Raw genomic sequence first — 14,742 nt, 5'->3', positions numbered from 1 at the left:
ATTAGTTAGGCACAAAGTTAGGTATTTAGGGATGTATTTTAATGACAAATGTCACTTCTTGTATAGTAATATAATATTTTTTATTCTCTCAATAATTTTACAATTCCTAAATTTTCAATTCCTACATAAATATAGCCATCAGGTCCTTGTTCTACACTTCTAACTCTTCCTAAACCATTAAGGAGTCGTTCTTCTTTAATTATTTTTCCATTTTTAAGTGTACACATATTAAGATATTGAAATTTTAATGAGCCTATCAGTAAATTGCCATTCCAGTTACCATATTTATCACTATTTATAAAAGCCATCCCACTTGGTGCTATTGACGGATCCCAATAATGAAAAGGTTGCTCCATACCCTCTTTTTCAGTAATATCAGTGAATTTTGTTCCACTATAATTTACACCGTAGCTGATAACAGGCCATCCATAATTTTTACCCTTATTAATAATATTAATTTCATCACCACCTTTCGGTCCATGTTCATGGGTCCAAATTTCTTTAGTTTCAGGATGTAGTGTCATACCTTGAGGATTTCTGTGGCCATAAGAATAAATGGCTTTTATAGCATTATTTGAATTAATAAATGGATTGTCCTTAGGTATTGAACCATTATCGTTTATTCGGTATACTTTACCACAATCCCTTGTTATATCCTGTGGATTAACGTCTCTATTACCTCTATCACCAATTGTGAAGAATAAATAACCGTCGCTATCAAAAACAAGTCGAGATCCAAAATGCTGTCCAGCTGAAGAATTTGGTTCAGCTTTATAGAGAACTTCAAAATTAATAAGTGTTTTATTACTAAGTTTCGCTCTTGCTATAGTTGTGTTTCCTCCATTGCCTTTACCCGTGGTTGAAGCATATGACAAATATATCCATCCATTATTTTTATAATTAGGGTGTAATATAATATCCATTAAACCTCCTTGGCCACGGACATATATATCAGGTAATCCTGAAATTTCAATCTTCTTACCATTTTTAAAATGAATTAGTTGTCCTGCTTTTTCATTTATAAGCATTGATCCGTCAGGTAAAAACGTGAAACCCCAGGGAATGGTTAAATCGGATACTACGACTTCGTGACTATTTTCATTGTTTTTTGGATTTTTATCTTGAGCACAAGCAATGGTAGTTATTAGTATTAAAGCCAGGATTAAGGGTTTGAATCTCATCATTTGATTTATTCTTAAATTAATTTCTAAAGTTAGATAATTGTTGTTGGATTATAAAGAAAAATAATATATTTGCAATCCAAAATTGATACCCATTTTTCGGGGTGTAGCGTAGCCCGGTTATCGCGCCGCGTTTGGGACGCGGAGGTCGCAGGTTCGAATCCTGCCACCCCGACTTAAAAGAAAAAGCTCAGATGCATCTGAGCTTTTTTTATTCTATTCATTCAATGTTTTTGGGTAAATAATACTTTTTGTCTTTTACCCTAATCAATTGTCTAAATCATTTAATTCATCTAGCTCTTTTAAAATCTCAAAGGTTTTTTTTGCTTCAACCTCATCTATAATACTAATTGCAGCACCAGCATGAACCAAAACATAATCTCCTGTCTTTACCTCAGGTACAAGTGCAAGACTCACTTCTTTAATAACACCGTCAAAGGAAACTTTCCCTGTTCTAAATATATCATCATCACTAGATAATATTTCTTCTAATTTTCCCGGAATTGAAAGGCACATTTTTACTCGCTTTTTAAATTAGATTTCAACCAATCATACCAAGTATCCATCCCTTCACCAGAAGTAGCAGAAATCTCAAAGAATACAAGATTAGGGTTAACCTGAAGTGCATATTCTTTAAGCTTTTCAATATTAATGTTTAAATAAGGCAAAAGGTCTATTTTGTTTATGATGCAAATATCTGAAGAATGAAACATATCTGGATATTTAACAGGTTTATCTTCTCCTTCGGTAGTACTAATTATCACAACTCTTTTTGATTCGCCTAGATTAAACATGGATGGGCAAACGAGATTACCAACATTTTCAATCATTAGTACTGAATTATCCACCATACTTAATTTCTTAATAGCCTCGTATACCATATCACTTTCCAAATGGCATCCTTTACCTGTATTTATTTGAATAACAGGAATATCTAAAGCATCAATTCTGTTAGCATCATTCATGGTTTTTTGATCGCCTTCTATCACATAAAATGGCACTTCAGGTTTTAAATCTGTAAGTGTTCGTTCAAGAATAGAGGTTTTACCAGATCCAGGAGAGCTTACCAAATTGAGCGCAAAAATATTCTTAGCGTCAAAATAGCCTCTATTTCTTGAAGCCATAATTTCGTTATGATGAAGAATATCTTGTTCTACCTCAATCACAGTTCTTTTATGACTGTGATCATCGCGATGATGATGGTCATGGCCATGTGAATGATCATGATGGTGTTCATGACTATGTGTATGGCCATCATGATGGTGGTGATGTTCTCTGTTCTTTATTTCTTTTGGATTTTGAATGGCAACGCCGCTTTCACCGGTGCCACAACCACAAGTTCCACACATATTTTAATAGTTTTTAGTCAAGACAAAATACTTTGATGCTATTTTGTCCTTAAAGTATTTATACGCTCGTTTTAAATTTTTAGATGCTATACTGCTTAAGCCAATTTCCAACTCATAATTTATACCGTGAATAGCCAAAATTTGAGCATTTGGGTTAATGTTGTATAACTCATTAGTAATATACAAAATTGTTTCTGGTGATAGAGCATGCGTACTGAAACTATAATTATCAGCAGGTAGGCAAGGATACAGATCGTAGCCTTCCTCAATTTCAGTTTTACAAGCATCAACAAAAATTACATTATCATATTTTGAAATGAGTTCGGCATCCTCAATTTGAAGTTGGTACCGATATTCCAAATCAAATGGTAACTCGTCTTCGTTTATGAGATCCAAAAAAGACCATCCCAAGCCGTCATCTTGACGACCGTTATTTCCTATTCCAATTATTATTGTTTTATGACCTAACTTTTTCATCTATGATATTACCTTGATAGTCTTCTAACCGCACAATTAAAGGCATCTGACCTAAAGCATGAGTTGCACAACTCAAGCATGGGTCGTATGCTCTAATTGCTATTTCAATTTGATTAAGCATTGGTTCAGTAATCTCTGGTTTTTCACTAAGAACTTCTTTTGCTACAGATCTTACTCCTCGGTTCATTGCTTCATTATTATGAGTAGTTGAAACAATAAGATTACATTTTGTAATTAAGCCCTTGTCATCTGTATGGTACTCATGAATTAATGTACCTCTAGGTGCTTCAATAATACCAATACCTTTATTTCTAGTGGTGCCTTTTCTTACTAAATCATTACCCATGATATCATCATCTAAAAGTAATTCTTTCATCAACTCGGCACAATGCAACATTTCAATTAAACGTGCCCAATGCGTATGCATGGTCATGTTATTTGGAAAGTCTTTAGTATATGCCTTAAATATTTTGCGTTCAGCTTCGGCTAACGGCGTATTAATATGAGTACAGGTGTTTATTCGAGCAAGTGGTCCGACACGATTCCAACCATTCTCCCTGCCATATTCTTTCATGTAAGGGAATTTCAGATAGGACCAAGGTTCTACGGCTTCCTTGAAGTGATAACTATATTCAATATCAGCAATATTCATTAATTCTTTACCTCTTGCATCTATTGATCGAAGTCGGCCATCGTATAACTCTAAGGCTCCGGTTTCTTTATGAACTAAGCTTAAATGGTTTGATGGATACCTTGCGAAGCTATCTATCCATTTCGCATTTTCAGCATGATATGATTTCATAAAGTCAACTATTTCCTTACTCCACTCAATCATTGTGTCAATGTTCGGGATTTCTTTTCCATCGAGGAAGTAGTCACGTTCTTCTGGCATAAAAGTTTTATGTACACCGCCTGGAACGGCTAGTATACCATGGATTTTTTTGCCTGCAAGTGCCTTGATTATTTCTTGGCCAAATTTTCGCATCAATATGCCTTTTTTAGCCAATTCTTTATTTTCTGTTGCTACAGCGACTACATTTCTCTTTTCTGCAGGTGCGTCGACTCCAAATAGTAAATCTGGTGATGCCAAATAAAAGAAGTGTAATGCATGTGATTGGAATATCTGGCCATAATGCAACAGTCTTCTTAGTTTAGTTGCGATAGGTGATAGGCTATCTGGATCGATACCTACTAACTGGTCAATGGCTTTGGCTGCGGCGAGATGATGGCTTACAGGACATATACCACATAGGCGTTGTACTAGCACAGGTGCTTCCCAATATGGATGCCCTTGGATAAACTTCTCAAAACCTCTAAATTCTACGATATGTAAAAAAGCATCCTCAACTTTACCATTTTCATCTAATTTAATAGTCACCTTACCATGTCCTTCTACACGGGTTACAGGTTCTATAACTAATTTTCTATTACTCATATCAATACTTTTATCTAGTCATATTTAAATTCTGGGTAGGTTATAGAATAGTCTTCTTCAAAAAGAATATTCTTTACAACATTCCAAATGTGATTGGCATTTGGTGGACAACCAGGAATGTGATAATCTATTTTAACCACTTCATGGTTGCAGTACACTTTATCTAATATTTTTGGTATATCCTCATGGTTTGGAATAACCGTTTCATTTTCTTCACTTGTTAAAGAATCTAAGTATGCTTCTTTCAAGCAATCTTCTAATGGTAGGGTGTTCCTGATTGCAGGTACACCACCCCAAATTGCACACTCACCAACAGAAATTAGTATGTCACAATGCTTTCTGAATTTTCTGAGTACTTCAATATTGTCTGTATTACAACATCCTCCTTCAATTAAACCTATATCACAACGCTCATCGAACTTTTTGAAATCGGTTAATGGTGATTTGTCGAATTCTACAATATCCACAAGGTCAAATAAGCCTAAATCAATATCAAGCATTGACATGTGGCAACCAAAGCATCCGGCAAGTGATGTTGTAGCTACACGTTTTTTCTTTTTGTCCTTTTTGATATGTTTTTTAAGGTCTGTCAAAGGGATATTAGTATCGGCTTTAGCAAAGTCATATTGTCTATCGCCAAATGGTTTACCGAAGGATTTACCTTTAACCAATATTGAGCCTGTAGGGCAAATTCGCATAGCATGTTCTGCTTGTTGCTCAGAGAGTTTGGCCTCCTGTTCATAGTCAACCGATACCATTGTTTGGTTTCCTCTGTTTGTAAAATTAAACACCTTATGGCCATCATTGGTTTCTATTTCTTCTATACAGCGTTTACATTTTATGCATCGGTTTTGATTAACAACAATCCGTTCTGGTCTGGCATCAACAACCCTATCTACAAAAAGATGCGGGAATCGTGCATATCTAATACCGGTTTCATAACCTAGGTTTTGCATTTCGCAATCGCCACTTTTTTCACAAGAAGGGCAGAAGTGGTTCCCTTCTACAAACATCATTTCTAAAATAGCCTTACGAAGATCGAGAAGTTCTGCAGAATTAACTTCAATATCCATCCCTTCATCGATGGTTAATGTACATCCTGCAATTGGTCTGCCGTTGTTTTTGACCGTACAGATTCTACAACTTCCCAATGGATTGAGATGCTTAAAGTAACAAAGTGTTGGTATAAAGATGCCATTTGCTTTAGCAGCTTCAATTAGGTTCTGTCCCTTCAATGCGGTACATTCTCTGCCATCTATTTTAAACTTTACTTCTTTCATATAATTATATGTCAAACTATGTTTGTGTGTCTTTAATAAAACTGTCAAATTCCTGAACTGCGTCTTCCATGTCGAACTCAACATTCAGAAATTCATTTGTTGGAGGAATTTTAAGATTGAAATAATCTTTGAATTTATCTACCGCATAGATTAAACTATTAGGAGATGATTTACCTAAACCACAACGACTGGACAACTTAATAATCTTACCCCATTGTTTAATTTCCTCTATATCTTCTTGACTTGACAGTCCGCGTTGCATTTTCTTAACCTTTTCTGTTAAAATATAGTTGCCTGCTCTACATGGTGTGCATACACCGCAAGATTCTTCTTTAAAAAACTCCATAAAGTTTCTTAGAATATTCAGTATATCTCTAGTTCGGTTAAATACCATAAATGAACCGCCGCACATTATATCCTCTTTGCAGATTCTTCTATTGAATTCAGTATTATTAACGCACTCACCTGATGGTCCGCTAACTTGAATGAAATACGGTGATGTGGCTTGACTCATCTCAATACCTAGTAGATCAATTATTGAAGTGCCAAATTCTATTTCATATATACCAGGTTTTGCGACATCTCCGGAAATACTTAAAAGTTTAGTGCCAGGAGATTCTTCTGTACCCATGCTTAGAAAATGATCTTCTCCTAATTCAATAATTCGTGATGCATAAGCTAATGTTTCTACATTATTTACTACAGTTGGTTTGTGTCTAAATCCGTGTTTAGTAGCGGACCAAAATCTAACAGGAGGTTCACCTCTGCGACCTTCAAGTGATTCTATTAATGCTGAGGCTGCGCCACATACATAGGAACCTGCACCAAGTTGTATTCGGATTTCAAAATCAAAATCTTTAACACCTAATATGTTTTCTCCTAATAAATTGGCTTTTCTGAACACAGATAATACATCTTCTATTTTGTCCTTAAAATATTGGTATTCTGCTCTTAGATAAATAATACCTTCTTTTGCACCAGTAGCGTATCCCGCTAAAATCATTCCTTCAATAACCAGTCCTGGCAAATATTGAAACAATGCACGATCTTTAAATGTTCCTGGCTCTCCTTCATCTGCATTGCAGATAATGTATTTTGTGTCTGCCTCATTATTTTTACAAGAATTCCATTTGTAACCCACTGGAAAAAAAGCTCCACCCAGGCCTAACAATTTGGCCTTAGAAATTTTATTTACAATTTCTTCTGGAGTAAACTTTAAACCTTCCTCAATACTTTTCCCCATTTCATATGGCCTGAAAATGATTGCTTTTTCACCTTCTGGATGGTATTGTATTTTACTCTTGGTTTTACTAGCTAAGTCCTCTAGATTTTCACCATTTTTTAGACTCGCTATAATATGTTTTACTTTATTAGGTGTAAGATCCGTGAACGGAAGGAAATTAATTAAAGCAGCAGGTTCTTGATCACTCATCCCAATACATGAGGTGTCAAAAAGTGAGAATTCCTTATCGCCATCTTCATTAAACGTACAACCGGTTTCTTTCTCAAAGGCGGCTTTTACAGCTTCATATCCCTTTATATCAGAAATGATACTATTGTTAAGGTATATAATGTATTCGCCCGTAGGTTTTTGATGAAAAAAGTGATAAAAAGTTATGACGCTTTCAATTTCAACAATAGAAACGTTTAGTTTTTTTGAAATTCTGGAAATAGCCTTGTCAGAAATAAATCCGAATTTGAGCTGATATTGCCATAATTCATTTAAAAGATGTGTTCTGTCCATAATTAGTTCATTTAAGACCTGATCATTTAATTAAAGAACGTAATGCAAATCTGGCTAGGGTAGATTCACGTAATAAAATAAATGTAAATAATTTAAAAAAGACATGATTTTTGTCATGTATTTTGAGGATATCATAAAAATTACATTTAAAATTTAAATAGTTTTAAAAATAAACAACACCAAAGAAGTTTGGTTCTAATAATCTTTGATGTTGTTTTAATAATCATTTTTGATTTATTATTGAAACTTCATTGAATTAATCATATTTAAATTCTTCATGGGTTATAGAATATTCTTCCTCTAAAAGAATGTTCTTTATAACTTTCCATATATGATTTGCATTTGGTGGACATCCTGGTATGAAATAATCGACTTTTACAATTTCATTACATGGATATACTTTATCTAGCATTTTTGGTATATCCTCATGGTTTGGGATAACATTTGCTCCAAGTTCTGTGGTAAGTCCATTTATGTAAGCTTCCTCAAGACATTCCTTAAGTGATATAAAATTACGCATAGCTGGTATTCCACCCATTATTGCACATTCGCCGAAAACTACAAGGATGTCACATTTTTTCCTAAACTCTTTAAGTACTTCAATGTTTTCTGAATTTGCACAACCTCCTTCTACAAGTCCAATATCACATTGTTTACTAAACTTCTTGATATCCGTTAATGGTGATTTATTAAATTCTACAATTTCTAACACATCTAATAACTCCGTATTAATATCCAGTAAGGACATATGACAACCAAAGCAACCGGCTAGAGAAGTAGTGGCAACAACAAATTTGCCATCTTTAGATTTTCTTTTTAATTTTTCATTGATGAGTACCTGCTTAGAATTACCACCTTTATCATACTTGCGTTTACCAAATGGTTGTTCATATGCTATACCTTTTACTAAAATTGCTCCCACTGGGCAAATCGACATAGCATAAAGTGCCTCCTCATCCGTTAATTTGGCTTCTTCTTCATAATCTATTTGTACTCTTGTACCAACACCCCTTTTAACAAATGAGAATACATCTTTTCCGTCTTTCGTTTTAATTTCTTCCACACATCGTTTACACAAAATACATCTGTTAGACTCCATTATCATCCTGTCTGAAGTAAAATCAACCAACTTCTTGCTGTAAACATGTGGAAAACGTGAAACGGTGATTCCCATATCATATCCCAAATTTTGCATATCGCAATTGCCGCTCTTCTCGCACGATGGGCAAAAATGATTTCCCTCAGCAAACAACATTTCTATAATTGCCTTTCTGGTATTTAAAAGTTCAGGATTATTTATTTCTACGTTCATTCCTTCATAGACCTTGGTAGTACATCCAGAGGTTGTTTTGCCGTCAACTTCAACCGTACAAATTCTGCAGGTTCCTAATGGAGGGTCTACTTCGCGAAAATGACATAAAGTAGGAATGTATAATCCGTTCTCTTTAGCAACATTAACAAGGTTCTTGCCTTTTTGCGCCTTGTACTTTTTGCCATCTATGGTTATGTTAACAATATTAGTCATAAGTACTTTCTATTTCTTGGATTATAGTATCATAGTTATGTGTGGCCTTATTAATATTAAAAGAGCCATTAAAATTACTCTCATTCTGGGTTAGTTTTTCAAACTCCTCAGGAAACTTGAGCATTGCCGTCAATAAACAATTGGTTGATGTTTTCCCTAGACCACAACGACTGGATTGTTTAATGATATGGCTCCATTCTTGAATTTCCTCCATATCCGCCTTATTGCCATGACCAAGTTTTATTTTATCTATCTTTCTTGATAACAGGAAATTACCGGTTCTACAAGGAACACATATGCCACAGGATTCAGCTACAAAGAAGTCTGTAACATTTTTAAGAATTGAAATGATGCTCCTAGATTTATTGAACACCATAAAAGAACCTCCACTTCTAAGACCTACACCACTCATTTTATAGGCATATTCTATAGGATCTTTAAACTGAAATTGAATTTGTTCTGATAATAGGTTTTCACCTGAAATTTCACGATCAAAATCTACCATGGACAAACATTCACCAGCAAATCCATTAAAGAGAATCATATGAGGGTCTTTTGCACCAATAAGTGAAAGGAAGTCTCTCAACTTCATTCCCCATTCAATTTCATAAACTCCTGGTTTTGTGCAGTCACCAGAAACGCTAAGCAGTTTAGTTCCAGGTGTTGATTCTGTACCTATAGACAAGTAGTTCTTGAGTCCTATTTCTAATATTCTTGGCACTGCACATAAAGTTTCTACATTGTTTACTACTGTTGGTTTACCTAAGTAGCCCTTTTCTACTGGAAAATATTCTTTGGTTGTTGGTTCACCTCTTTTGCCTTCCATTGAAGCGATGAGTGCGGTTTCTTCACCACATACATATGCTCCAGCACCCATAAAAACTTTAACATTGAAATTAAAATTCTCAATACCTAGAATTTCCTTTCCAAGTAATTTGGCATTTTTGAATTTTTCTATGGCATTATCAATCCGATCTTTTAAGTATTTATATTCTGCTCGCAGATAAATGTATCCTTCAGTGGCGCCAACTGCATAACCGGCAATTGCCATTCCTTCTATTAACAATTCTGGATAGGTGTTCAACAAAACCCTATCTTTAAAGGTGCCTGGTTCACCCTCATCAGCATTACAGATAATATATTTTTGGTCTGAAGCATTGTTTCTACAAAATTTCCATTTGACTCCTGTTGGAAAGAATGCACCACCTCTACCAGATAGTTTAGAGTCTTCTACCATTTTAATAACGTCCTCAGGACTTAGGTCTTTTAGTTGCTCTAATCCTTCTCCCATCTTAAAAGGTTTGAAAAAAATAGTTTTTTTCTCATCCTTTGGTTTATACTGTATGTTATCTTTTGGAAAATCACAAATTGATTGTAAGGACTGGCCTTCCCTAATTTTTGATACTACAGTCCTTGCTTTTTCAGCCGTTAAATTGGTAAATGGGTAATAGTTAATAAGTGCTGCCGTTTCTTGGTCACTTAGTCCAATACATGACGTTTTAAAAAGGCCAAACATTTTGTCTTTGGTTGTATTTCCCATTTTTATACCTAATTCATCCTCAAATGCTTTCTTAACCTCATGATAATTATGAAGTTTTGAAATTGTTGAGCAATTAAGGTAAATGGTGTACTTTCCTGCATCTTTAAAATGAAAGAAATGATAAAACGAAATGATGCCTTCTAGCTCAGTTTTAGAAATATCAAATTCGTTTGCAATTTTGGCAATATCATCTTTATTGATGAACCGTCTTTTTTTCTGAATGTCCCAGAGAACATTAACTAAATTTGTACGTTGGGTAATGTGGTTATTTGGTATCATAAAACGAGACTTATGATTAATGGCGAAATTTATATAAGATAAACAGTTCAATAAATGACCTACATCATTTATTTGAACATTTATAAAATGGGTGACTTAATAAATGTAATTAAGAGACCTCAAGTGATTTAACTACTAGTTCTTTGCCTTGGATAATTGTTTTTGCATAGCTTTTGCAACTTGGACAATTTTCAATTAAATCATCTAATTGAAAAACCATGCTGCAGTCATGGCATTTTGCGCTTCCATTCACTTTTGTGATTTTCTTCTTAGCATTTTCTAAAATGGTGCCCTTTACTGCAGATGACCAAACAAAATCTAAAGCTTCAAATTCAATTCCTGCTAAAGTGCCAATTTCCAGCTCTATAAGATTTACTTTATTGGCGTTAGCTTTTGTTGTCTCCTTTTCAGCAATATCTACAATACCCATTGCAATTGACAATTCATGCATGCCTTTTACATTTAATGATATACCAATGTTAGTTCATTTTTACCACAAATCGTATGACAAAAATCATATGATGTCATATCTTACTAATGTTATTTTACATTGCTTATTATGATATAGAATTATATGGGTTTGCAAACCGTCAAAATAGTAATATCGGGTCAAGTACAAGGAGTTGGTTTTCGTCCCTTTGTCTTTAATTTAGCAGAAATGTTAGATGTAAATGGTACGGTGTCTAACAATGAAGAAGGCGTAATTATTTTTGCACAGGCATCAAAAGAAATTGTTGATTCATTTTATAAAGCTCTTCTAAAGGAAGCTCCTATTTTGTCAAAAATTGATAAACACTATATCACAGAAGTTAATCACAAAAAATTCAAAGATTTTAAGATAATTCCGTCAGAGAATGCAAGTGGGTTAAATCTCCAACTTACTCCAGATTTTGGTATATGCGATAAATGTAAAAACGAAATTAATGATCCTAAAAATGCCAGATATAACTATCCTTTTACTACGTGCGTTCACTGTGGTCCTCGATGGGCAATAACTAAGACGTTTCCATTTGAAAGACATCATACAAGCATAGACGAGTTTAAAATGTGCCAAGCTTGTGAAAATGAATATAGCGACCCTAGGAATAGACGCTTTCATTCTCAAACAAATTCATGCGGAGAATGTGGGATTCAACTTAAATTAATAGATAACGAGTCAGAGCTTGTATCTACGAACAACGCATTAATATTTAATACAATTCATAGATTACTGATAGAGGAGAGTATTATAGCTATTAAAAATACAAGTGGATTTTTGTTATGCTGTGATGCAAGAAATGATAATGTAGTACGCAAATTGAGGCAGAAAAAAAATCGTCCAGAAAAACCTTTTGCGCTTCTATATCCATCAGTTGAAAAGCTTAAAACTCACTTCAGTATCAATTTGGATATTGAAAAAGAGTTAACTGCTGTAGAACGACCAATTGTAATAATACCAACTTCAATTAAAAACAAAACTCCCATTGCATCTAGTGTAGCTCCAGGATTAAATCAATTGGGCGTTATGTTACCTAATTCTCCTCTTTTACAATTATTGGCCAACGAAATTGATTTTCCTATTGTTGCAACAAGTGGTAATATTAGTGGCTCTCCTGTTTTAAGTGATAACTTAGAGGCCTTGGAACTTCTTGGTTCTATAGCAGATTATTTTCTGTTACATAACCTTAAAATAGAACACCCTCAAGATGATTCGGTTATAAAAGTTAGTAATAATTCTAATGAAAGAGTTCTTTTTAGGCGTTCTAGAGGTTTTGCGCCTAATTATTATGCTCCCAAGATTGAAAATAAGAAAAATGTCATGGCCATGGGTGCACATCTAAAAAGCACAATTAGCTATATGCCAAACGATTATATCTACATAAGTCAGTATCTAGGTCATTTGGATAATTACGGGGTTTATGAGCGTTTTGGTAAGGAATCATCCAGTTTTATGAATATTTTCCAGCAAAAACCTGCTGTAGTTTTGGTAGATAAACATCCTTCATACCAAAGCACATTATTTGGTAAGGAACTGGCAGAATCTATAGGAGCAGAATTTCAAGAAATTCAACATCATAAAGCTCATTTTGCATCTATATTAGCAGAACATTCTTTGTTTACTAGTCCAAAAGAAATTTTAGGTGTAGTGTGGGACGGTACGGGTTTTGGTAACGATCATCAAATATGGGGAGGAGAATTCTTTAAATACCATAATGGCAAGATGCAGCGTATTGCACATTTTGATTACTACGATTGGTTGGCTGGTGATAAAATGGCGAAGGAGCCTAGGCTGTCTTTATTCTCTTTAGTTGATGAAGTTGCCTCGATCATGACTAAAAAGTTTAATCCGAAAGAGACTAAAATTTACAAAGAACTTAAGAAAAAGAATAAACTTAAGACCTCTTCAGTCGGACGACTTTTTGATGCTGTAGCCTCATTGCTAGATATATGTGACATAAATACATATGAAGGGGAGGCAGCCATAAAATTAGAAAACCATGTACTTGGTTATGATTTAAAAAAGTGTAACTCTTATGCTTCAGTTTTTGGTAATGACCATCTATCTGCCAATGCAATTATTAATGGTGTTCAATCAGATATTGATAGCGGAATAGAAAAACCCCAAATAATATGTAATTTTTTATTCACATTGGCTAAACTCATCATAGATGTGGCTAACCACAATGGTATAAAAAGTATTGCATGTTCAGGAGGTGTTTTTCAAAATACGGTTCTTTTGGATATGCTCAAGGAAATAGCTGGAAATGAGTATGAGTTGTTTTTTAATCGTAACTTAAGTCCAAATGACGAGAACATATCCTTAGGACAAATAATGTATTATTTGAATGGCGTAGATTCATGAAATATTTAAATGAATATAGAAATTTAGAAGCAACTAAACGGTTTTTAGGAAAAATCAAAGAAAGCGTTACTCAACCTTGGAATATTATGGAAATCTGTGGTGGTCAAACCCACAGTTTGGTTAAAAATGGAATCTTAGATCTTTTGCCTGAAAATGTTCGCATGATTCATGGTCCTGGATGTCCAGTTTGCGTAACACCATTAAACTTAATTGACAAAGCTATTGAATTGCTTGAGAATGATGTTATTGTCTGTTCATTTGGTGATATGGTGAGAGTTCCAGGAAGTAAAAAGAGCCTTTTGGAAGCTAAAGCAGATGGAGGTGATTTAAGAATTTTATATTCTCCAATTGAGGCTGTTAATGTTGCGAAGAATAACCCTAATAGAGAAGTGGTTTTTTTTGCCGTTGGTTTTGAAACAACCGCACCAGCCAATGCGCTGTCAGTATTACATGCTCAGAAACTGGGTTTAAAGAATTATTCTATTTTGGTTTCTCATGTATTAGTGCCACCTGCAATGGAAGCTATACTAGATGATAAGTTTTGTAACGTTAATGCGTTTTTGGCGGCAGGTCATGTCTGCACAATAATGGGTTATGAGGAATATCATAATCTAGCAGAGAAATACAAAATACCAATAGTGGTAACTGGATTTGAACCTGTAGATTTAGTAGAGGGGATTTATATGGCCATTAAACAGTTAGAGAATAAAACCTATAAAGTTGAGAATCAATATTCGAGAGCTGTTAAAGAAGAAGGTAATATGGCTGCCAAAGCAGTCATTAATCAAATTTTCGAAATTGGAAATAGAGAATGGCGTGGTATAGGCGAAATTCCAAATAGCGGTTATGTTATGACCAAATCTTTCAAGGATTTTGACGCTGAGCACAAGTTTGGTATTCAAAATATCAAGGTTGTAGAGAATTCAGATTGTATAGCAAGTGATATACTTAAAGGAATTAAAAAACCAAATCAGTGTAAGCAATTTGGCAAGGCTTGCAACCCTTCAAATCCTCTTGGAGCTCCAATGGTTTCTTCTGAAGGGGCCTGTGCGGCATATTATCATTTTTCAAATCACCTTATTAAATAAGA

12 protein-coding genes and 1 tRNA gene are annotated in these 14,742 nt (G+C 34.4%); 3 read left to right on the top strand and 10 right to left on the bottom strand.

Features of this window, described 5'->3' with window-relative positions:
• Positions 1-80: 80 nt before the first annotated feature.
• Positions 81-1,184 carry a PQQ-dependent sugar dehydrogenase gene (locus tag LBV24_RS09080; RefSeq protein WP_394371118.1) on the bottom strand — a complete coding sequence of 368 codons (1,104 nt, stop codon included), beginning with the start codon at positions 1,182-1,184 and terminating at the stop codon, positions 81-83.
• Between the two features lie 97 nt (positions 1,185-1,281).
• Here LBV24_RS09080 and LBV24_RS09075 point away from each other — a divergent pair.
• Positions 1,282-1,356: transfer RNA gene (locus LBV24_RS09075), tRNA-Pro, on the top strand.
• 92 nt (positions 1,357-1,448) lie between these two features.
• On the opposite strand, the gene LBV24_RS09070 is transcribed toward LBV24_RS09075, so the two are convergent.
• From LBV24_RS09070 to hypA, 9 genes are all read right to left on the bottom strand, one after another.
• Positions 1,449-1,697 carry a HypC/HybG/HupF family hydrogenase formation chaperone gene (locus LBV24_RS09070; RefSeq protein ID WP_224478332.1) on the bottom strand — a complete coding sequence of 83 codons (249 nt, stop codon included), beginning with the start codon at positions 1,695-1,697 and terminating at the stop codon, positions 1,449-1,451.
• A 2-nt stretch (positions 1,698-1,699) separates the two neighbouring features.
• Positions 1,700-2,530: a hydrogenase nickel incorporation protein HypB gene (gene hypB, locus LBV24_RS09065; RefSeq protein WP_224478331.1), complete on the bottom strand. Its 831-nt coding sequence runs from the start codon at positions 2,528-2,530 to the stop codon at positions 1,700-1,702.
• 3 nt (positions 2,531-2,533) lie between these two features.
• Positions 2,534-3,007: a hydrogenase maturation protease gene (locus LBV24_RS09060; protein WP_224478330.1), complete on the bottom strand. Its 474-nt coding sequence runs from the start codon at positions 3,005-3,007 to the stop codon at positions 2,534-2,536.
• On the bottom strand, positions 2,988-4,442 hold the full coding sequence (locus LBV24_RS09055; RefSeq protein WP_224478329.1) for a Ni/Fe hydrogenase subunit alpha: 1,455 nt from the start codon (positions 4,440-4,442) through the stop codon (positions 2,988-2,990). Before LBV24_RS09055 ends, LBV24_RS09060 begins: the two co-directional genes overlap by 20 nt.
• 14 nt (positions 4,443-4,456) lie before the next feature.
• Positions 4,457-5,722, bottom strand: coding sequence for an NADH-quinone oxidoreductase subunit B family protein (locus tag LBV24_RS09050; protein WP_224478328.1), 1,266 nt, complete (start codon positions 5,720-5,722; stop codon positions 4,457-4,459).
• Positions 5,723-5,738: 16 nt separating this feature from the next.
• Entirely contained in the window at positions 5,739-7,469 is a 1,731-nt protein-coding gene (locus tag LBV24_RS09045; RefSeq protein ID WP_394371127.1) for an NAD(P)H-dependent oxidoreductase subunit E, read from the bottom strand.
• A gap of 253 nt (positions 7,470-7,722) precedes the next feature.
• Positions 7,723-8,991: an NADH-quinone oxidoreductase subunit B family protein gene (locus LBV24_RS09040; protein ID WP_224478326.1), complete on the bottom strand. Its 1,269-nt coding sequence runs from the start codon at positions 8,989-8,991 to the stop codon at positions 7,723-7,725.
• A complete protein-coding gene (locus LBV24_RS09035) occupies positions 8,984-10,810 on the bottom strand; it encodes an NAD(P)H-dependent oxidoreductase subunit E (protein ID WP_224478325.1) in 1,827 nt (608 codons plus the stop codon). The genes LBV24_RS09040 and LBV24_RS09035 overlap by 8 nt, the downstream gene beginning before the upstream one ends.
• A gap of 109 nt (positions 10,811-10,919) precedes the next feature.
• Positions 10,920-11,261 carry a hydrogenase maturation nickel metallochaperone HypA gene (gene hypA / locus LBV24_RS09030; RefSeq protein ID WP_224478324.1) on the bottom strand — a complete coding sequence of 114 codons (342 nt, stop codon included), beginning with the start codon at positions 11,259-11,261 and terminating at the stop codon, positions 10,920-10,922.
• A gap of 129 nt (positions 11,262-11,390) precedes the next feature.
• Here hypA and hypF point away from each other — a divergent pair, with 129 nt between their 5' ends.
• Complete coding sequence (gene hypF, locus LBV24_RS09025; protein ID WP_224478323.1) at positions 11,391-13,652, top strand: carbamoyltransferase HypF; 2,262 nt, start codon at positions 11,391-11,393, stop codon at positions 13,650-13,652.
• Positions 13,649-14,740, top strand: coding sequence for a hydrogenase formation protein HypD (gene hypD, locus LBV24_RS09020; RefSeq protein WP_224478322.1), 1,092 nt, complete (start codon positions 13,649-13,651; stop codon positions 14,738-14,740). The genes hypF and hypD overlap by 4 nt, the downstream gene beginning before the upstream one ends.
• Positions 14,741-14,742: the final 2 nt, after the last annotated feature.

Source organism: Winogradskyella vincentii (assembly GCF_020166345.1).
Classification (GTDB): Bacteria; Bacteroidota; Bacteroidia; order Flavobacteriales; family Flavobacteriaceae; genus Winogradskyella; species Winogradskyella vincentii.
The sequence above is the reverse complement of the archived record's forward strand: the minus strand, read 5'-3'. Positions and strand labels throughout refer to the sequence as shown.